Source organism: Reinekea sp. G2M2-21 (genome assembly GCF_015687175.1).
Lineage (GTDB): Bacteria > Pseudomonadota > Gammaproteobacteria > Pseudomonadales > Natronospirillaceae > Reinekea.
Genome location: NZ_JADPQG010000009.1, coordinates 54949 through 73516 on the forward strand (window position 1 = coordinate 54949; position 18568 = coordinate 73516).

General features: G+C 48.4%; 20 protein-coding genes. 14 read left to right on the forward strand and 6 right to left on the reverse strand.

Annotated elements, in window-relative coordinates:
- The first annotated feature begins 35 nt into the window (after positions 1-35).
- The 7 genes from IYN85_RS22755 to IYN85_RS22785 all read left to right on the forward strand — a co-directional run bounded on the left by IYN85_RS22755 (position 36) and on the right by IYN85_RS22785 (position 6220).
- Complete coding sequence (locus IYN85_RS22755; protein ID WP_196161266.1) at positions 36-407, forward strand: hypothetical protein; 372 nt, start codon at positions 36-38, stop codon at positions 405-407.
- 78 nt (positions 408-485) lie between these two features.
- Positions 486-779 carry a hypothetical protein gene (locus IYN85_RS22760; RefSeq protein WP_196161267.1) on the forward strand — a complete coding sequence of 98 codons (294 nt, stop codon included), beginning with the start codon at positions 486-488 and terminating at the stop codon, positions 777-779.
- Positions 780-877: 98 nt separating this feature from the next.
- Positions 878-1261, forward strand: coding sequence for a hypothetical protein (locus IYN85_RS22765; RefSeq protein WP_230390926.1), 384 nt, complete (start codon positions 878-880; stop codon positions 1259-1261).
- Between the two features lie 71 nt (positions 1262-1332).
- Entirely contained in the window at positions 1333-1884 is a 552-nt protein-coding gene (locus tag IYN85_RS22770) for an isochorismatase family protein (RefSeq protein ID WP_196161268.1), read from the forward strand.
- 597 nt (positions 1885-2481) lie between these two features.
- Positions 2482-3342 (forward strand): AraC family transcriptional regulator, encoded by an 861-nt coding sequence (locus IYN85_RS22775; protein ID WP_196161269.1) that lies wholly within the window; start codon positions 2482-2484, stop codon positions 3340-3342.
- Positions 3343-3402: 60 nt separating this feature from the next.
- A complete protein-coding gene (locus tag IYN85_RS22780) occupies positions 3403-4416 on the forward strand; it encodes a C45 family peptidase (protein WP_196161270.1) in 1014 nt (337 codons plus the stop codon).
- A gap of 409 nt (positions 4417-4825) precedes the next feature.
- The gene (locus tag IYN85_RS22785) at positions 4826-6220 is read left to right on the forward strand and encodes a pectin acetylesterase-family hydrolase (protein ID WP_196161271.1); all 1395 of its coding nucleotides are present in this window, start codon (positions 4826-4828) and stop codon (positions 6218-6220) included.
- A gap of 33 nt (positions 6221-6253) precedes the next feature.
- Here the strand turns inward: IYN85_RS22785 and IYN85_RS22790 are convergent, their stop codons facing one another.
- The 3 genes from IYN85_RS22790 to IYN85_RS22800 all read right to left on the reverse strand — a co-directional run bounded on the left by IYN85_RS22790 (position 6254) and on the right by IYN85_RS22800 (position 8581).
- Entirely contained in the window at positions 6254-6892 is a 639-nt protein-coding gene (locus IYN85_RS22790) for a hypothetical protein (protein WP_196161272.1), read from the reverse strand.
- 218 nt (positions 6893-7110) lie between these two features.
- Positions 7111-7479 (reverse strand): DUF6463 family protein, encoded by a 369-nt coding sequence (locus IYN85_RS22795; protein ID WP_196161273.1) that lies wholly within the window; start codon positions 7477-7479, stop codon positions 7111-7113.
- Between the two features lies 1 nt (position 7480).
- Positions 7481-8581 carry an NAD(P)/FAD-dependent oxidoreductase gene (locus IYN85_RS22800; RefSeq protein WP_196161274.1) on the reverse strand — a complete coding sequence of 367 codons (1101 nt, stop codon included), beginning with the start codon at positions 8579-8581 and terminating at the stop codon, positions 7481-7483.
- A 125-nt stretch (positions 8582-8706) separates the two neighbouring features.
- Here IYN85_RS22800 and IYN85_RS22805 point away from each other — a divergent pair, with 125 nt between their 5' ends.
- Entirely contained in the window at positions 8707-9279 is a 573-nt protein-coding gene (locus IYN85_RS22805; protein WP_196161275.1) for a TetR/AcrR family transcriptional regulator, read from the forward strand.
- A gap of 127 nt (positions 9280-9406) precedes the next feature.
- Positions 9407-10030 carry a YdeI family protein gene (locus tag IYN85_RS22810; RefSeq protein ID WP_230390927.1) on the forward strand — a complete coding sequence of 208 codons (624 nt, stop codon included), beginning with the start codon at positions 9407-9409 and terminating at the stop codon, positions 10028-10030.
- Positions 10031-10863: 833 nt separating this feature from the next.
- On the opposite strand, the gene IYN85_RS22815 is transcribed toward IYN85_RS22810, so the two are convergent.
- The 3 genes from IYN85_RS22815 to IYN85_RS22825 all read right to left on the reverse strand — a co-directional run bounded on the left by IYN85_RS22815 (position 10864) and on the right by IYN85_RS22825 (position 13629).
- The gene (locus IYN85_RS22815; protein ID WP_196161276.1) at positions 10864-11952 is read right to left on the reverse strand and encodes an acyltransferase family protein; all 1089 of its coding nucleotides are present in this window, start codon (positions 11950-11952) and stop codon (positions 10864-10866) included.
- 388 nt (positions 11953-12340) lie between these two features.
- Positions 12341-13213: an alpha/beta fold hydrolase gene (locus IYN85_RS22820; RefSeq protein ID WP_196161277.1), complete on the reverse strand. Its 873-nt coding sequence runs from the start codon at positions 13211-13213 to the stop codon at positions 12341-12343.
- The gene (locus tag IYN85_RS22825) at positions 13210-13629 is read right to left on the reverse strand and encodes a helix-turn-helix domain-containing protein (RefSeq protein ID WP_196161278.1); all 420 of its coding nucleotides are present in this window, start codon (positions 13627-13629) and stop codon (positions 13210-13212) included. The genes IYN85_RS22820 and IYN85_RS22825 overlap by 4 nt, the downstream gene beginning before the upstream one ends.
- A 177-nt stretch (positions 13630-13806) precedes the next feature.
- Between IYN85_RS22825 and IYN85_RS22830 the strand changes: the two genes are divergently transcribed.
- Genes IYN85_RS22830 through IYN85_RS22850 form a run of 5 tightly spaced genes read left to right on the forward strand, consistent with a single transcriptional unit; the run spans position 13807 to position 18568 of the window.
- Positions 13807-14673 (forward strand): ABC transporter ATP-binding protein, encoded by an 867-nt coding sequence (locus IYN85_RS22830; RefSeq protein ID WP_304627161.1) that lies wholly within the window; start codon positions 13807-13809, stop codon positions 14671-14673.
- Positions 14670-15713, forward strand: coding sequence for an iron ABC transporter permease (locus tag IYN85_RS22835; RefSeq protein ID WP_230390928.1), 1044 nt, complete (start codon positions 14670-14672; stop codon positions 15711-15713). Before IYN85_RS22830 ends, IYN85_RS22835 begins: the two co-directional genes overlap by 4 nt.
- Complete coding sequence (locus IYN85_RS22840; RefSeq protein WP_196161279.1) at positions 15710-16807, forward strand: iron ABC transporter permease; 1098 nt, start codon at positions 15710-15712, stop codon at positions 16805-16807. The genes IYN85_RS22835 and IYN85_RS22840 overlap by 4 nt, the downstream gene beginning before the upstream one ends.
- The gene (locus IYN85_RS22845; RefSeq protein ID WP_196161280.1) at positions 16804-17796 is read left to right on the forward strand and encodes an iron-siderophore ABC transporter substrate-binding protein; all 993 of its coding nucleotides are present in this window, start codon (positions 16804-16806) and stop codon (positions 17794-17796) included. The genes IYN85_RS22840 and IYN85_RS22845 overlap by 4 nt, the downstream gene beginning before the upstream one ends.
- 13 nt (positions 17797-17809) lie before the next feature.
- Entirely contained in the window at positions 17810-18568 is a 759-nt protein-coding gene (locus IYN85_RS22850) for a (2Fe-2S)-binding protein (RefSeq protein ID WP_196161281.1), read from the forward strand.

The following is an 18568-nucleotide window of genomic DNA, read 5'->3' on the forward strand; positions in this document are numbered from 1 at the left end:
GCTGCATAATGTTTACAATTTTATGGAAATAAGAAATGAATGTGATGAGAAAGTTGCTAGTAGCAAATGGTGAGTCGCTTGTTGCAGAAACGCTTTATAAGCTGATCTGTCATCGAGATTTCTGTGTTAGTGACGCTGAGCTTGAGACGATTCGTTTGAAACAGGAAAGTGAATTGATCGACGGTTGGATATTTACCTATAAAGCCTACCGTATGTCGAGAGACGAGAGAATTGAGTACATTAGGCAGAATATTTCACACACCAATCCACGAATTAGGGAACAAATTTGTGACATTATAGGCGATGAATCTATTGTTGAACTGAAGAATCTATTAAAGTCACTCTTCGATGATCCGATAAGTTTTGTGGCTGCGGCTGCTAAGTACAACAGCAACTCAATGTTTTGAGTTGGGCTAAATCGGGTTTGCAGGAGAAAATCAACGAGACAATCCACAAATTGTCATAAGGGAGGCAAGAGAAAGCCAGTGAAAATTCCATCTCATATCGATAAACGGCAGTTCGCCTTTAACGAGGAGGATAGAGAGTATGTGCTTCGGTTAAAATTTGGTGATGTAAACTACACAGAAGTTCAGGAAAAGCTTATGTGTGTCCAGAAGCCGAGTAACCAGGTATTGGGTGCCATTACCTTTCTTGCCAAACCAGGTGACATGGGCAGTTTAGCACGGTTTGTTACCATGGCTAACGATGAAGAAATGATTTTGCGTACGGCCGCTGAAGTTAAGTTTGAAATGGTCATGGAAGCAAGGCCAAAGGAATAAAAGGGTTCTGGCCTAATACACACCATAGTCGTCACAAGGCGCAATATTGCCGTTATGTGAGCCAATGAAGAACAAATAGACTTACAAGGAGTTATGGGTTGAAAGCATTTGATAAGAAAACCATGATACGCTGGAAGGTCTATATAGACCGATCAAAAATGTACATCGGCTATGTCCAGTTTTTGCTGATCATTTTTGTGTTTATCCGCTCATTGGGGGAAAACCCGGTTACGCACTTTGTGTTTAACTCTCCTGCCGTTTCAGTGCCTATTATCTTGGTTTTGTTTTTGGCTGCGTCATTAGTGTTGGGTTATTTAGATTCGAAGTTTGGCTTTCGCGAAGAAGAAATACGAAATCATGCTCGTTCGAACCCGGTATTGATGGAGATACAACAGTCACTTCATCAACTGAACAAGAAAATGGAAAAGTTAGAAGCTTCTGTCAATGGCGACAATGTAGGTGACATTACGAAAGAAAGTTAAGTTGGGATACCAAGTGATTTTTCTCATCTTAATGTATTCAGAAGCTTGTTTTCCGCTACTCGGTGTATCTTATGTTTAAAACTCATAATCCAGCGCTACTTATTATCGACTGTCAAAAGGCCATAGATGTTTTTTCAGCATCGGAAAGGTCGAATCCGAGTGCGGAGACGGAAATTCAGTTACTACTGAATGTATGGCGCCAAAAGGAACTGCCTGTAGTGCATATAAGACATTCATCAAAAAGCCTTGAGTCCCCTTATCATGAGTCTAAGGAAACATACCACTTTAAGAGTGAGCTAAGACCAAAGGATGAGGAAGTCGTAGTAACCAAGTCTGAAAATTGCGCATTTATCGGGACCAATTTGACTGAAGTATTAAGCCTATCTGGAATTAAGGAGCTGGTTGTATGTGGTGTGTTAACACATCATTCCGTGGACGCGACAGTGAGGCATGCATCAGCTATTGGTTATCGGGTTATTTTACCGGCTAACTGTACAGCATCCTTTGCTATCAAGTTGCTGTGTGGCGATGTCGTGCCAGCAGCGCTGGTACAGGATTTGTTTCTGGCCAACTTGAATGGTGAGTACTGTGAGGTGGTTCAGCGTGTCGACTTTGACTGTTGAAAATCGCATAAGCACCGTGATGAATTGTCGCAATCTATGAAACTAAACAGCCGCATACTCCAGCTTGTCTCAATCTGTATTTTGCTGTTGTTGTTTTTCGCGACGGTCCCTTTCGGTCCGCCTGGCTTACTCGTTGGATTGGTTGGTATTGCATACTTGTTGTATCACTGGTATTGCGCACTAAGAGCAAGGAAAGTTTTCCTGTTACTAGCGATAGGGCTTGTTTTGTCAATGGTGATGTTCATTCTTCTGAGACCCTACTCACACTTTGCGGTTAAACAGTATGTTGACGGACAATTTCAAGGGGTTCCACATAGCCATCGTCTTTGGGGCATGGGGCATGTTCACTGAAAAGGCTTTTACTGTTCAACGGAATGTCTCAGTAGTTTCGGTCGTGAACTATAAAAGTATAAAATTAGAAAACTCTCTCGGGACTATAATAATTCCGAAATTAATTTTTAACCTTGAAGTGCCCTTGTTAAATTCGGGATATTACGGAAAGCATATCTACCCATTCTACAAAGATGTTCTTAAGCGTTGCTAAACCTATGGTAGGTACGAATTATGATCAAAAACTCATGTGTGGCAATGTAGTATATGCAGTACTTCGAACTTCTATGTCATTCTCTGGAATACATTGAATGTCATTTATTTGAGAAAGATCTGATAAAGAATATCCACGCTGAGTTTCATGTATCCAGATATCATTTCCACCGACTGTTTCTTCTTGGTACAAAATATACGCTCGGGGAATACGTAAAACGAAGGCGGTTTACGGTTATCTCAGAAAGAATCAGCGAGGGTGAAGGCGTTTTAACCGTCGCAATAGATTGTAATTACAATTCGCATGAAGCCCTAACCAGAGCTTTCAAATCATTTTTCGGTATCACACCGTCGAAGTTCAAGAAAAGCATGCATTCCAATCCTCTGTTAACCCAGGAAAGATTAACAGTAGACGAGTTGCACTATCTCTATACCGAGCTGGACGTTCATCCACAAATAAAGGTTGTCGAAAAAACTGAAGTATGGGGCATTCAAGGCGAGACCGATTTTGTGAATAATGAAATCGGTTCGTACTGGGAAAAACTAATCACATTAACAGGGATTCAGAAAACGAATACGAGCGCTGATAAAGGTTATACGCTCTGGCTTTCGGATAACAAAGACGCAAGAATTCTTCATGAAACCTCAATGTATCCGTTCTTCGTTGGTGTAAACCATTATTCTGAAGGTAGCGAATTGCGACAACAGGTTATTCCACAAGGTCTCTACGCCTGTTTTTCTCTGACGAACGGTTTTCAATTCATCTATCAGACCTACGCTTATATCTACTTCGTTTGGCTACGAAAAAACGCTTACCGTTTGGGAGATGGGGTTGTGTTTGAAGAATACAGCGCTGACTTTTCCCTGAGCGAGAATCGAGGGGAAATGAAAATATACGTTCCAATAAAGCAATAACTATCAAGTTTTAAAGCATCAGTTTCTCTACAGTATTGGTGACATACGCGAGGAAATCTTATGTATAAGCCAAGATTGAAAGGGTCTCATGAGGAAATGGGTACTCACTATGGGGATTTATTGTACAAAAACGGGGTTCGTCTGGATTCCATAATGCCCAGCAATAAAAAGCATCTTCAGTTTGGGGCGAAAAGCTTAAACCTGTGTGCCAGTATTTACCCGGAAATCGTGGATGAAATTCGGGCAATGGCAAACGCCATGAAAATAGACTTCGTGACGTTTGGAACCTTCATTATAACGCTGGGTGCATTCAGTCGAGACATTGGATGCACGGTCTTCAGTTATAGAAAGGATAACAAAGTCTATTTCTGTCGAAACCATGACATGTTTTCGAACCTGAAGAAAACAACAGAATCCGCGCTGATTCGACCAGACAATGGCTATTATTTTATTGGACACGGCGACGGGTTTATCGGGAAAGAAGACGGAGTTAACGAACACGGACTAGCCGTAGGTATAAATTTTGTCGCCCCGAAAACGGTAAAACCGGGACTGAATTTCTTTTTACTGGTCAGGATGATTCTCGAAAAATGTAAGAACGTGGCGGAGACTGCCTCGTTGCTCTCCACGGTTCCTGTCTGCACGTCTCATAATATTACCGTTGCGGACAGAGAGGGGAATATGGCTGTCTTCGAGATGGCGCCCGAAAGGACGGTTGTACGTTACCCAGCAGATGATGAAGATTTCATCATATCGACCAATCAGTTCAAGCACAGTGACATGGCAATATTCGACAATAAACCCGAGTCGGATTGGTACAGTACTCAAACAAGATACGATGTTGTCCATAAAGCGCTGATAAACGATCAGAACATCGATAGTGACTATCTGAAGAATGTGTTGGCAGGGAAGATGGGGATGATGTGTCAGTACAAAAGGGGGCTTGGTTTTGAAACCCTATGGTCTGTTATCTATGAGTTAACAACATTGAGTATCGAATATACGGATGGCAGTCCATCCAGGAAAGCCTATAAAACTGATAATCGGTTAGATTGGGCGATCAACAAAAAATGATATGGATTGGCCGCCCCAAAGAGGAATTAACCCCCAGTTTTAACCGGTCACTTTACTTGCGTTGAACTGACCATTCATGTGCGGTACCACGGGCTACTGCTGGTCGTTTTCTTTGGGATATGGGTTATGTTCTTTGGCTATGCCAAGAAAGTAAAAACACCCACCTAACCACTTAAGGTTAAAAATCAGTCACTTTAAAGGCGGATTGTTTCCAGAAGTTGCACAGTGCTTTGCGAACAGCGTCGCAAAAATTGCGAAGTAAACCGAGTTTTTTGCGTACCGGTCAGCGCCGTCTAGTCTGCGTTTAACCTGCTGTCGTACCTGTAGTACCGGCCTGCCAGGAAGGCACCGTTAATAAATAGGATGCTGGTCGGAAGGAAGTGGGTCTCATACTTGGAGAGAGACCTTTATGTTAAAAAAACCGGTATACACGCTGTTGGGCTTGCTCGGGCTCATCAGTGTTTCACTGCCTGCGCAGGCAGAATTGGGCGACTATTCTTTTTGGCAGACTTTGGGGAATCTGTTTTCACCCCGAACCGCCGATCATCCCGTCACTGACGCGGAACGCCAGGCCCAGCAATACCCTTTAACCCCGAACCCAGAATGGGTAGACGATGGCTTTCGCCCTGGCGCCTATCTGGAATGGCAAACGGTCGAAATGCATCCCAGTACGGGGGCGTTGTGCGGTAACGGTTCTCCTTACAAATTTTTTGTGAATCGCGTGGCTCACACCAGTAATACGGTGGTGTACATGGAAGGGGGCGGCGCCTGTTGGGATTACGAAAGCTGCACCGGACAAACCGGCATTCGCGGTGCGCGAAACCCCGATGGCATACCGGACGATTACATGAGCCTGATGAATCCATCTGCAACACTGGTAAGCCCGTTTGTGTTTCGGTTGCACCCATGGACGGCCACGAAATCGCAAGAATGGAATATGGTCTACCTGCCTTACTGTACCGGAGACATATACGCCGGTGACCGCGTCGCCCTGTATGAAGACCCAAGCGGGGAAGGCGATCCGTTGGTGTGGTACCACAACGGCATAAAAAACCTGCGTGCTGCAACCGCATGGCTGCGTGATAACCTGCAGCGCAGCGGGCAGATGCTGGTAACAGGATGCAGCGCCGGGGGCGCGGGCAGCATTGCTAACTATCACCCCTTGCGCCGGGATCTCGCACCGCAACGCAGTTACCTGATCAACGACAGCGGCCCTATTTTCCCAGCACCCGTAAACGGCAGTGACACTGACTACCCATCGTTACGGTTGCACAACACTATTCGGAATGTGTGGGGTTTGGACGACGGACCACTCGGTTACTTGCAATCTGAACTGGCGTATTTCGATCTCAATGATATCGGAACGCTCTACGCTGCATTGGCGGAGCAATATCCGAACGATCGCTTGGGCCAAACGCATTTCTGGGAAGACATGAATTACTCGTCCTATTCTTATGAGCGTTTTTATGAAGATATTTATGATGAAGCTGATCCTGCATTACGCGAAGCGCGCATCCATGAACGCTGGTACCAGGATACCGAACAGTTGAAGTCGCGTTTAGCCGCCTACGATAATTTTGGTTATTACCTGCCCCGGTTCCGTGATGTGAACGAAAGCCACTGCACCACCATCATAGAATTTAACAACAGTGACATTCAGCAGGCGGGTTTGGAACTGAAAGACTTTGTGGAAAACGTGATGGAAGGTCAGGGCGCGGTGATGCAAGCATCCGAAACCGATACCGTGAGTGACTACCAAAAAGGGTTTAACTTGCTGTATTGGCTGTTGGATCAAGCCTTGTAAATATCGGAACAGACAGCGCACTTGTGCGCTGTCTTAAGGTCCGTATGCTTGTTTACGGGCTTCAGCCAGTCGTTTGGCGAGATACTCCTGTTGACTCAGGCCGTCCGGGTAAAATTCCATGGCCATAACTTCCTGAACAATATCGGCTTCGCGGGTTTTGTAGTCTTGAAATTTTGGGTCCGGGTTTGCCTTATATGCGTCAAGCCGAGCTTGTCGTTCTCGTTCATAGGCTTCGAGTAACGCCAGAGCTTGTGTTTTCCCTGCTTCATCGTCGCCAACAAACGCCAGTTGCAGTGCCAGCGATTCGGTACTCGATATCTTATTGGTTGCTTCCAATTGATTCAGCTGGCGCTGCAGTTCAAAACGTCGTACTTCGCGTTCGGTCTCCGTCAGTTCGTCGCGATGGCTCATGAACTCGTGAATGGCATCGCTGATTTGGAACACGCGTTCGTATTCGTCATAGGCTTGCAATGCTTCTTTGGATGCGGTGGTTTCTTGATGTGCGGCTGCGAGGGGGTCGGCGAGCATCGGGTTTGTGGGTTGTTTTGTCTGCGTTTCTGAAGAGGAACTCAGCAACGGCTGATCAGAAACAGTATGTATTCCCGACCAATACCACCCGACAGAAACAGCGGCCATCAGAGCCAGGCCGCCGCCTATCCATATGCGTTTCATCACTCCACCTTTTCGTTTGTTAGCTTGTTTCACGTCTCAATCATGTGACGGATTTTTTCGTAACCTTCAGTGTAGCACGGCATAGAAAAATGCTAGGACCTCTGTGAATAATTGCCATCTCCCTCAGCGGGTGCCGACATGCGCAAATTTAGAGGCAAGTTCTGCAGGCAATATTCACTGTCTTGGCAAAGGACTTAACAAAGAATTGTGCATTGATATCAGCTCAATACGCTCACGTCTTGCTTCCTGTTACGAGCTAACCCTGCACCACTCAGTATCAGCATCAACCAGAAACCGCTGGCGGGCATTAGACTGATACCGAACAGAGAACCGACAACACACAGCCACAAAAAAGGCCGACTTACCTTGGACTCGCTGTGCCAGAATTGCACCACTATCAGCAACAGCGGCCAGGCAAATAGCATGAACCAAATAGCGACCGCGCCTTCCATATTGTCAGGTCCGGTTGCATTCACCCAGCCGCGTGCAGGAATTTCCGTGAGATACGGTGCGAACAAAAACGCGCCGACTATAAGGTGGCCGAGGGCGATGGCCAATAAATAACGCGCAAAAAGTGCTTGTGTCATGTTATAGCTCCTTGAGACGATGATTGAATGCGTTCATCCAAGAGACCTGCGCAGCCAAGTTTTTGCGCATGGGTAATAGACGGAACGCGAGTGATTTTAACTTCAGGGCTATCTTGCCATCGGCATGCGCCATCTTGCCAAAGAACCAGCTGAGTCGATGCATGTGCGCGACGCGACGGTGACGCAGCCGAGCCAATTCTTGCGCCGGGTTCACAATATTATTGGAAATGATGGTGGCGAGTTCCATGGCATCTTCCATGGCGAGCACGGCACCTTGACCCAGATTCGGGGTCAGGGCATGGGCCGCGTCGCCAATGGCAACCAGCCTGCCGTGACCCCAATCGATGGTACGGTCTTGAATTGGGTGCGATACCCAAGTGGCATTGTGTAAATCGAGTGCGGTAATGTCTGCCAGTGTTGCATGCTGTTCGCGTATCCATTGTTCACGTTGTGCGGTGGATATTTTTTCAGGGTGTTGCCCGGGTTTTGTTTTTATCACGTGGAACAGATACGCGCGCTGTTCGTCAATGGGGGCTAACCCCAAGCGCTGCTTACCAAACCACACTTCACTGAAACAGGTGACCGGGCGGGTGAGAGGCACCACGCTGCGCCAACACCAAAGACCAGAATCGCGCAGTTGTGCGGGCGCATGCAGTTCACTGCGAATACCGGCGGCATTCACCAGGTATTTGCCATGGAGCTGACTGCCATCACTCAGGGTAACAGACACCGAATCGGCATTTAACTCGTGCTGCGAAATGGACGTACCAAGGCGGATCTGTTCTTGCGGTAACGACGTCAATAGCATCTGCTGCAAATGGCTGCGATGCACCACATGGCAGCGCAAACCGACGCCCTCCATCGTCACTCTTCGGAAGCGGTTAAACGGACCGACACCCAATTGTAAAACCGGTGATATCGCCAGTTCCTTTGCTAACCCGAGAGCCTCCAGTATCGCCAAACCATTATTTTGCAGGGCAATGCCAGCACCGAGAACCTGCAGTGCTTCGGCCTGTTCCAGCACCACAAAAGGGATATTTTTACGCTGCAGCGCATTGGCCAGGGTAAGACCGGCGATGCCAGCGCCATTGATGATAACCATGTTCGTCTCCGTGGTTGAGTTGGATTTCATCGTATATTGAGCGTGCTCAATGAGCAAGCTCATTTTAAAAATCGTAATATCCCTGTACACTGCGCGGATGTCTATTCAGTGAGAGAAGTCCAGCCATGAGTCGGGACCTGCAAAAGCAGCGCACCAAGGAATTAATACTGCAAACAGCGCAGCGATTATTTCAAGATCAGGGGTATGACAAGGTATCGACCCGGATGATTGCGAAAGAATCCGGTGTTGCCATTGGCACCGTCTTTTCGCACTTTAAGGATAAGCAAGTACTCACTCAGGCCTTGTTTCACGACAAGATAGACGCCCGTCTGGCCGAACATGCACCGGTGTTGGCGCAACAGGAAACAGGGTTGAAATACTTCACCACCTTTGCCGAATTTTTCTATGAATTTTACGCGGAGGACCGCGCCTTTTCCGTTGCGCTGATGCAAAACGCATTGTTTGATTTGAGCTACTTTGAACAACAGATGGAAGGTTTCATCCGACAGGTCAGTGAACGTTTACAGACAGACCTGACGGGTAAAGCGGAAGCGCAATGTTACGCCGTCGCTAAAGCCTGGTTTGGTTATTACGTGTTCCAACTGCTAAAAGGGTTGAGCACGCCAGACTCGCAGCCTACCGATTGGCTGGCCGCACTGACAGCCGAGTGCGAAAACCTTTACCAAGCAGTGGTCTAAGAAAAGGGTTTGGGGCGCGTCGAGCGGTCATTGATTTGAACCCTGCTGCTGAGTTAACGTGCGGAGCATCTTTCGAAAACGTTCCATTGTGTTAAAACGTTACAATGAACCGAGGCAGGCATATGCCATGATGATTACCAACGCTGATGATTTTTTTACCAAAGGTTGTGGCCGCTGCGACCGCTTCGATACGCCGGACTGTTCAACTCGACAATGGATCGATGGTTTAAACGAGCTGCGTAAACTGTGCCTGGATGCAGGCTTAGTGGAAACCGTGAAGTGGGCTCACCCCTGCTACATGTATGGCGACCGCAATATCGCATTATTTGGTGCCTTCCGTTCCGATTTTCGCTTCAGTTTTTTCAACGCTGAATTGTTGACCGACCCTGAGGGTATTTTGGTCCCGAACGGTCCAAATGCCCAAACACCCAGTGTGGTGCGACTGACCGATAACAAACAGGTGAAGAAACTCGCCCCCATCTTGAAAGCGTATATTGAAGAACTAAAAGGTTTTGCCGACGCCGGTATTAAACCCGTCAAAGTGCAAAGAGAACTTGAGTTGCCAAATGAACTGGCTGAAGCACTCGACGCCGACCCGCAACTGGCCGAAGCGTTTCATGCGTTAACACCCGGGCGTCAACGCAGTTATGTGATTAACCTCAATGGTGCAAAAAAATCTGAAACTCGCGTCGCCCGTATTGAAAAATTCCGCGATAAAATTATCGCGGGTAAAGGTGCCATGGAGCGCTAAGGTGTTTTTAGGTTTGATGTGTTGAGAGCGGTACCATTTGGCACTGGAATTACTAATTGAGGTCAATACGATCTTTACGGCATTTACCCAATACAGTGCAATTATTTCTGCAGTTTAATGCCTCAATACTTAATTACTCTGGCCGTTTATGTGGCTGCTGGATCAAACTTATATGCAGGATGCAGAGGAATCATTTTGTATTTGGGTAGTTTTTAAGTAATGTTAAAGGCTTCATGAAGCTCGAAACCAAAGTGTTGGTTGTTTCTATGGCAGTCAGCCGTGTTGCGGTTCTCTAACTTTCGCATGTTCGTTATAGTCGAGGATGCATGAATGACATTTGCGATATTTCCACTACTGCGTGCCACTGATTAATTAAAATCACCTCAGTCTTATCAGATAGATAACTGAGCTTTAACCAAGGCTCTAATCCCCACAACGCATGCCTCGCTCAGCTGATTTACTTCTAGGGCACCTCTGAATAATTGCTCTCTACCTCAGCGGGTGAAGAAATGCGCAAAATTCGAGGCAAGTTCTGCAGGCAATATTCATTATCTTGGCAAAGGACTTAACAACGAAATTTGCCATTTCAGCCCCGCCCTCCGGGTCCTTCAGATCGATGACTGAGCTTTGTTGTGTGTTTTGAAAAGGACTCGCCATTCCCTGCAACACACGCCTCGCTCATCCTTCGATCTGATAGGACTGAGGTGATTCGAATTAATCAGAGTTGCCCTAGGTAGTGAGTGGGTGTGAACCAATCAGACCTTCCTAGCTTTGAGTAGCCTTTGGAATCGTTAAAAACAGTCTTGGCGGAATTTCGTTGTATGTGACCAGTCTCAAGTGTTCGGACCTTTTTTATGATGAATATGGCTATGAAGTCTCTGGAAAAGGACGTTCGAATGAAATGGGGAGAATATCAAAGAGAGTATATTGCTGCGTCTGACTAGATATTTTATTGCAATGGAGATCATTATACTGGCAAAGAACGCAGAGGTGCCAACTGCCATAAGGACGACTTCATTTGTTATCCCTTCGGAAAAAATTGAATAAAATTGGCGCTGAATGACTGAGTGGAAAATGAGAATGTAAAGACTTGCTTCCCCTAGTTTCAAAGGAAGGTAACGAAGCCACGATACTCTGCAAATAAAAGAAGAAACATATATAACGCAATAGATACCACAGAAGGCACCTATGGTCGCAAAAAAAGGTTGAGTGTAGATGCGTTTGTTGAGGTCAATATATGCATCGGTAATAATCCAGATTCCCGCAAACACTAATGACGCAAAGACAAAGACAGATAGTTGACCCTTATAATTAACGACTTGCTGCCTAATACAGAATCCCAAGATGAAATAGACCGACGTTGTCAGTGTAAGATCCAGACTAAAGGGCAAGCCCGGTCTTTGACTGAATGCGTCAAAAAGATGAACATTCTTATACCAGAATAAACTAATAGATTGGCTGCCTATGAAAAGAAAAGTTGAAAGAATTAAAACTATTAAAAGCAAAGGGTAAGTATGAAATTTAAAGTAATGTATTAATAAATAGCCAAAAAGATAAAGTGTAAACAGATGAGGTAAAAACCACATTGGCGCCCAGTCGATTGTATCTCCATTGCCATAGAGAATTCCTAAAGCTTTTGGCCATAATTCTTCATTTCCAAAAATAACATCGAACAGCAATACAAAGAAAAGAACTATGAAGTAAGGTTTTAGTAGAGCTTCGGTTTTCGTTAAAAAAAATTGTTTTGGGGGGCTGTCCCACTTTAAAAAGACGCCAGATAGGAAGAAGAACAGTGGCATCCTAAAAAGGGCCATTGGTTCGACGATATCCGGCAAGTATAAACGCACTTTACTGTGGTAGAGTGCCACAAAAAAGATAGATAGGCCTTTGGCCACATCTATGTGATAGATTCTGCTAATCATCCAGTACTGCCTGACAAAAACGCGTTTATCGAGAATGTTTCGGCGAGAACCGACACATTCGTCCACTGAGCGAGTGCGCCACCTATACCCTTTTGGATGACTTCAGTAGGTGTCTGAAAGCAGGGTTTTGAACGACGAAAGTATTGTTTTTCTTTTGGGTTTTAGCAAGAAATATTTTTTGTCGATCGGCGGTTGACGGCCGGTTGACTATGCTGGGTAGACCGTATTTTTGAGCGCTTTAAATGCGTAGTCAAAACATAGGTTTTCCGCTATGCCTTAAAAAGATCTAGCACAGCTAATCGCCTGGTATGCCTTTGGTAAAAGAAAGGTGTGCTATCCCATACGAAGGACCCTAATCAGCGAATTGCTGTGACAGTTTCTTATTGCTTTAAAAGTTGCAGTGGGCGGCCCTAGCAACCAAAAAATTGGCCACCTCTTTTCCTCTGCCCACAATTAAATGCCCTGTATCGGGAAGCCAATTGACCTGCGTTTGTGGGCAGGCCTGCGAAATGTGTTTAACTGATGAAGGTGCATTCAAAACACAGTCCCGGTCGCCAAAAAATAGTTGAATCGGCATCTGCAGGCGACTCAGTTGTTGCGTTGTGAATACCGGCAAGGGTGCCGTTCTTGGGCGAAAATACTGACTGATCAATTGGCTGAACTCGATGGCTGCTTTCAATTTTTCCTGATCCGCGTCGATGGGTTTACCACCGTTAATCTGTTGCCACAACCATCGACGACCGGCAGCGCCAAAGAAGGTAGATAAAATCGCTTTGACAAGAAAACTGGATTTAGTGGGTGCTAACCCGCCGGGGCAAATCAATACCAGCTGTTCAACTCTGTTTGGAAATGCCTGTGCAAACCGAAGTGCCATCCATCCGCCGAGTGACAGACCCACGAACGAACATGCGGGAATCGTCAGCTGGTCGAGTAAATCGTGCAGCCAAGTTTCATAGACGCCACTGTCGTAACTCGCCCGGTTTGCGAACGACAGGCCGGGCTCTCCGATAAGGTCAACTGCATACACCCGATGAGCCTTGGCCAGTTCAGCGATGTCGCCCATCCAAGAAAAGCTATTCGAGGTGCTGCCGTGCAGTAACAAGACTGGAGGGGCATCCACGGGACCGGACACAATGACGTGCGTGCGACCCTGCGATGTTTCCACGTATTTACGTTCATGAGCAACCGGCCAGGCTTGCAGAATTTCCTCGTACCGAGTCAGTACGCGATCTTGACCTTGAGGACTTTTCCAAATGTTCATCGTAGCGGCTCCAGCAACTGGCCGAGCATGGCCAGCAAGTGTTCTGTGTCTTGAGTGTCTCTGGTATTGATAATCAGCTTGAGCTTGCCCAATTCAGGGTAGTCAACTGCATCAATGCGGATACCGCCTCCCGCCTGAGAAACGGCTGCGAGCAGAGTGTTGGTTATTCGGTTGCCTTCGTCGGTGGAAATGGCGTCGATATCCACAACGGTCGACACCAGCAAGGAGCGCTGTGTATTGTGTTCCGGTTTTGTTTCACCGCTAAAAGCCTGCAACTGAGCTTCTGTTATTCGGTACTGCCGCCCCACTTTGGAAGCCTCGAGCTCGCCGGATTGGATTTTCTTTAAGACGGTTTTCGGGTGTAGAGAAAGCAGCTCAGCCACATCACTGACGGTGTGATAGGTCTTTTGAAACACGTCGATCACTCCTATAAATTACCTTAAGTGGCATTATAAGTAATTTTTGGTAATTTAGAAGTGGTTTTTGACAGGGAAGGTGCCTTTTCTGTAAGGGATATGATTCTGATTCTTATTTGCAAATGATAACCATTATCATTAATATTCGGCCGTCTTTCGCTGTATGTGCCTTCGCCGATGATGTCGCCATTAGAATGTCAGTCTCTCACCACAGGATACGATCGTGCGGTTGTTTTTAACGCTGATTTAGCTTTGCCTGCGAACCAGCTGACGATTCTGATTGGCGCCAATGGCTGTGGTAAAAGTACATTGCTTAAGGCAATGGCGCGGTCGTTACCAGCGCAACAGGGGCAGGTGTTGCTCAATGGCGATGATATTCATCGTTTGTCGACCAAAGCCGTTGCGCAGAAGCTCGGATACATGCCGCAAAGCCCGATTGCGCCGGAAGGTTTGCGGGTCAGGGATCTGGTGGTGCTTGGCCGCTTCCCTCATCAGTCATTGTGGCGTTCGCCGACCGCAGATGACGAACGTCTCGTGTATGAGGCGATGCAGATGACCGATGTGCTGGCCTTCGCCGACAGGCCGGTGGATCAGCTCTCCGGTGGGCAGCGGCAACGCTGTTGGATCGCCATGGCATTAGCTCAGCAAACCGACATTCTGCTGCTCGATGAACCCACGACTTACCTGGATTTGAAAGTTCAGGTTGAGCTGATGCAGCTGTTGCGGCGGCTCAGTCGGGAACAGGGGCGGACGATGGTTATCGTGCTGCATGAATTAAATCTGGCGGCGGCGTTCGCGGATCATCTGGTGATGATGAAGGCAGGGCGAATCAAACATCAGGGAGCCCCGGAAACCATTTTTACCACCGATAACCTCCTCGACGTGTTTGACTTGAACGCGACTGTGTACCGGGACCCTTTGACGGACCGTCCTTTCTGTCAGCCCTGCATGATGCCACCGAACCACGCTTCCACAACCCGCCAAACCTTGGTTGCCGAGACGGGCGATGTCACTTTGGTCGACTCAACTGAGGTGTGTGCATGATGCTGCGCACAGAATTGGCAGTGCAACATCTCGGTTGGCGAGTCAGCCTGACAACGGTGACGGCTATGACGTGTGTGTCAGCGCTTTTGTTGCTCGTTGCGCTGCACGTGGCTTTTGGTGCGCGCCCCATCCCGGTGGCCGACGTTGTGCAGGCGTTTATCAATTTTCAGCAGGACAGTATGCAGCATCTCGTGGTGCTTCAGTTGCGATTGCCAAGGGCTCTGTCGGCGGCACTCGCCGGTTCTGCACTGGCGGTAGCGGGCGTTTCCCTGCAGGCGGTTACGCGCAATCCGCTAGCGGACCCTGGGTTGTTAGGGTTACTTTCCGGTTCGGCGTTATGTGTCGTGCTGTTTGGGGTGTTGGGTCACTCGAACTTCGCCTGGGTGCCGGTGCAAGCCGCCGTGGGCGCATTGTTCGCCGGTTGTCTGGTTTGGTGGCTGGCAGGGCGAATGCCTGGGGGCGCCACGCCGTTAATGCTGACGTTAAGCGGCGCCACGGTAACCGCATTATTATCGGCCATCATCACACTCCTGAATTTGTTTAACGACCAGAGTTTTAACGAACTTCGGGTTTGGCTGGTGGGGTCGTTTACCGGACAGCGCTGGCAAACGTTCTTCTGGGTTTTGCCCATGTGGCTTCTGGGCATGTTACTTATTTTTCCCCAAGGCAGGGTGCTGACGATTTTAACCCTGGGGGAGGATACCGCCGGTGCGTTAGGGGTCGAGCCTCGTCGCCATAAAGTCACTATCTTGGTCAGCGTCATTCTGTTGACCGCCAGCGCCGTTGCCCTGGCCGGTCCACTCGGTTTTGTCGGTTTAGTGATTCCGCATGTGGTGCGTTTGTTTACCGGTGCTGATTACCGCACGTTGCTGTTGTTCAGTGCGTTGATAGGCGCAGGCTATGTGTTGGGAATCGATCTGCTGGCCCGAGTGTTATTTGCCCCCAGAGAAATAGCGGCCGGTTTGCTGACCGTGTTGATCGGCGCACCCTGGTTTATGGCCTTGGTGTTGCGTCACGGACGCGCGGGAGCATCAACATGAGTCAGGCCTTCGCACGCGTCCAACCGTTTGGAAAAATCGAAACCTCAAGGTCAGATGCATTTGTTTTTTACATGGCGGGTTTTGTGTTGCTGTTGTTGGTTTTGTTATCAATTCGCCTTGGCTCTTATCACCTGACAATGACCGAATTGGTGAGTGGTCTTTGGTATGGCTTCTGGCAGGGCGAGTGGCAAAACCTGCCAACAACAGATGCCGATTCATCGGGTTGGGTTGTGCTCTGGGAGTTTCGCCTACCACGGTTATTTTGTGCGTTGCTGGCCGGAGCGTTGTTTGCATTATCCGGTTTTCTGTTGCAGGGCTTAACCCGCAATCCGTTAGCAGACCCATCTCTGGTTGGCGTATCACAAGGGGCGGCATTGGCGGTGGTGATTTGGTTAGTCAGCGATCTGGGTCAGCCGGAACATCGGCAATGGGCGGCGTTGCTTGGCGCATTTGCCAGTGCCGCCTTGATTCAGTTTTTAAACGAATATCGCCGCATGCCATCGACATTAACTTTTATTTTGTTGGGCATTGGCATGTCGCTGTTTTTATCGGCACTGACCTCCGCATTACTGACCTACGGTGACTTGGACCGTGTGATGAATGCGTTGTCGTGGCTCAGCGGCAGCGTGCACTTAACCGATTGGCGTGATGTGACCACGCTGAGTCTGTGGTTCAGTGTATTACTACCTTGCAGTTGGGTACTGGCGCATTACCTGGCTGTTCAGCAATTGGGTGATGTGATGGCGCAGGGTTTGGGTGTGCCTTTGCGGCGCATAAAACGCTTACAACTTCTCTTCGCTGTCTCTGCCGCGGCCATGGCAACAGCCGTGGTAGGGCCCATGGCATTTATCGGCTTGCTGGCACCGCATGTGGCTCGTCGTTTTGGGGTGCGTTTGCCGCACCGGCAATTGTTGCTGAGTACCATGATTGGCGCCGTGTTAGTGGGCAGTGCCGATTTACTCGGTCGAACGCTATGGGCGCCCTTGCAAATTCCCGCAGGTGTATTGTCGACGTTGATCGGCGCACCAGCATTTCTCTTTCTGTTAGTCCGGACGTCCCGGGCAAGTTCATCATCTTTCAGGAGTAAAGCATGAACAAATCTTTATCCATTCTTCAGCGGATTTCCGCAGTGCTGGTATTGGGTGTTTCGTCCGTCACCGTATGGGCCGATTACCCGGTTTCCATAACCCATAAGTTCGGCACGATAACGTTAACCGACGCGCCGACACGTGTCGTCTCCGTCGGTTACAGCGATCAAGATGACCTGTTGGCCCTGGGTATAAAACCGGTTGCCATTCGGGACTGGTATGGTGACATGCCCTTCGCAACCTGGCCCTGGGCGCAGGATGAACTCGGGTCTGCAACACCGGTTGTTCTCAGTCGTGATGCGCTGGATTTTGAAGCGATCGCGGCATTGCAGCCGGATTTGATTGTGGGCATCTCCTCCGGCATGTCTGCAGACGATTACGCCAAGCTGTCTAAGATTGCTCCGACATTGGCACAATCCGCAGACTACATCGAATACGGTATGCCCTGGCAGGAACGAACTCTGTGGATTGGTCAGGCATTGGATCAAACCGAATCGGCGACCGCATTGGTTGCGCGTATTGAACAACGTATTGCGCAAGAAAAAAGCGCTCACCCAGAATTTCAAGACAAGCAGGCCGCCGTGGCATTTTATTATTCCGGTCAGCCGGGTGTTTACTCGAGTTCAGATTTGCGCAGCCGTTTACTGACGCAACTGGGGTTCCAAATACCGTCGGTTTACGATGAACTGGCCGGTGCTTCTTTTTACGCCTCTTTCAGTGAAGAACGGCTGGATCTTTTGAATGTGGATGTGTTGTTGTGGTTATCCGCCTCGGATGCCCTGAACGCTGCCGACGCGATCCCCATGCGACAGTTTATGCCGTTTTATCAGCAGGGTCGTGAAGTGTTTGTTGGCGATACCTTGGGTGGTGCTTTCTCTTTTTTAAGCCCGTTGAGTATCGAGTTCCTGTTGGACAATCTGATACCTGAGTTGGAACTTGCTGTGGACGGTGACCCCACCACTGTTGTGCCGTCTTCACTTAGTGATCATCAATAACAGGGTTTTGCCGGTGGCGAATGATCTGAATATTCCCGAGATAAGGTCCCAACTTTTACCGGTTCGAAAAGTGCAGGACGTTGCGTTGACCTGGCGCGACCTTCATGGTGCCGATCACCCGTTTTGGCAGCAACTGTATGCGCATTATGAACGCCAGTACCCGGGTCTGGACCGACAAGGTCAGGGCTGTTTCGCGATCGGGTTACTGGCGCGTGAGCTGGGTAGGGTGGTCGCAGAAGCGTCCTTAAAGGACTATCCGCTCCCGGTGTTGGAACCGGCAAATCTGGGCATCGAGATTTCCGCAGATGCTTCCTTGTCTTTGTGTTATCAGTCAAATGCGCTGGAATATGTTGCGCGAGGGCACGATTTCCACCGGCAGCGTACGGCGTGGTTGGTGGCGCTGTTTGCCCCGCTGGTTGAAGCACAACAGCAATCGTGTCGTTTGGGGGCCGCTGCACAATGGCGATTGATCACCGATGCCCTGGCCTACACCTGGTTGCAGGTTGGTAAACAACAAAAAGCCGAAGACTTGGCCCGACGGGATTTCTTTGAGGGGTTATTGAGTGAGGCATCGAAGTTAAAAAACCGGCAGGTTCGCTGGACATCGCTGCATTGGCAGGACCGGGTTGAAACCTTTGTTAGTCGGGGAGGCTGTTGCCGGTACTACACGGCCGATGAAGGTGATTATTGTCGTACCTGTGTGCACCGCGATACGGAGCAGCAGCGTACGTTGATGGCGCAATGGTATGAGGCAGCCGCGCTCAGCGATTGA

Coding starts and splice junctions, on each gene's coding strand:
- IYN85_RS22755 (WP_196161266.1), top strand. CDS start 36: ATGAATGTGATGAGAAAGTTGCTAGTAGCAAATGGTGAGTCGCTTGTT.
- IYN85_RS22770 (WP_196161268.1), top strand. CDS start 1,333: ATGTTTAAAACTCATAATCCAGCGCTACTTATTATCGACTGTCAAAAG.
- IYN85_RS22775 (WP_196161269.1), top strand. CDS start 2,482: ATGCAGTACTTCGAACTTCTATGTCATTCTCTGGAATACATTGAATGT.
- IYN85_RS22780 (WP_196161270.1), top strand. CDS start 3,403: ATGTATAAGCCAAGATTGAAAGGGTCTCATGAGGAAATGGGTACTCAC.
- IYN85_RS22785 (WP_196161271.1), top strand. CDS start 4,826: ATGTTAAAAAAACCGGTATACACGCTGTTGGGCTTGCTCGGGCTCATC.
- IYN85_RS22790 (WP_196161272.1), bottom strand. CDS start 6,892: ATGAAACGCATATGGATAGGCGGCGGCCTGGCTCTGATGGCCGCTGTT.
- IYN85_RS22795 (WP_196161273.1), bottom strand. CDS start 7,479: ATGACACAAGCACTTTTTGCGCGTTATTTATTGGCCATCGCCCTCGGC.
- IYN85_RS22800 (WP_196161274.1), bottom strand. CDS start 8,581: ATGGTTATCATCAATGGCGCTGGCATCGCCGGTCTTACCCTGGCCAAT.
- IYN85_RS22805 (WP_196161275.1), top strand. CDS start 8,707: ATGAGTCGGGACCTGCAAAAGCAGCGCACCAAGGAATTAATACTGCAA.
- IYN85_RS22810 (WP_230390927.1), top strand. CDS start 9,407: ATGATGATTACCAACGCTGATGATTTTTTTACCAAAGGTTGTGGCCGC.
- IYN85_RS22815 (WP_196161276.1), bottom strand. CDS start 11,952: ATGATTAGCAGAATCTATCACATAGATGTGGCCAAAGGCCTATCTATC.
- IYN85_RS22820 (WP_196161277.1), bottom strand. CDS start 13,213: ATGAACATTTGGAAAAGTCCTCAAGGTCAAGATCGCGTACTGACTCGG.
- IYN85_RS22830 (WP_304627161.1), top strand. CDS start 13,807: ATGATGTCGCCATTAGAATGTCAGTCTCTCACCACAGGATACGATCGT.
- IYN85_RS22835 (WP_230390928.1), top strand. CDS start 14,670: ATGATGCTGCGCACAGAATTGGCAGTGCAACATCTCGGTTGGCGAGTC.
- IYN85_RS22840 (WP_196161279.1), top strand. CDS start 15,710: ATGAGTCAGGCCTTCGCACGCGTCCAACCGTTTGGAAAAATCGAAACC.
- IYN85_RS22845 (WP_196161280.1), top strand. CDS start 16,804: ATGAACAAATCTTTATCCATTCTTCAGCGGATTTCCGCAGTGCTGGTA.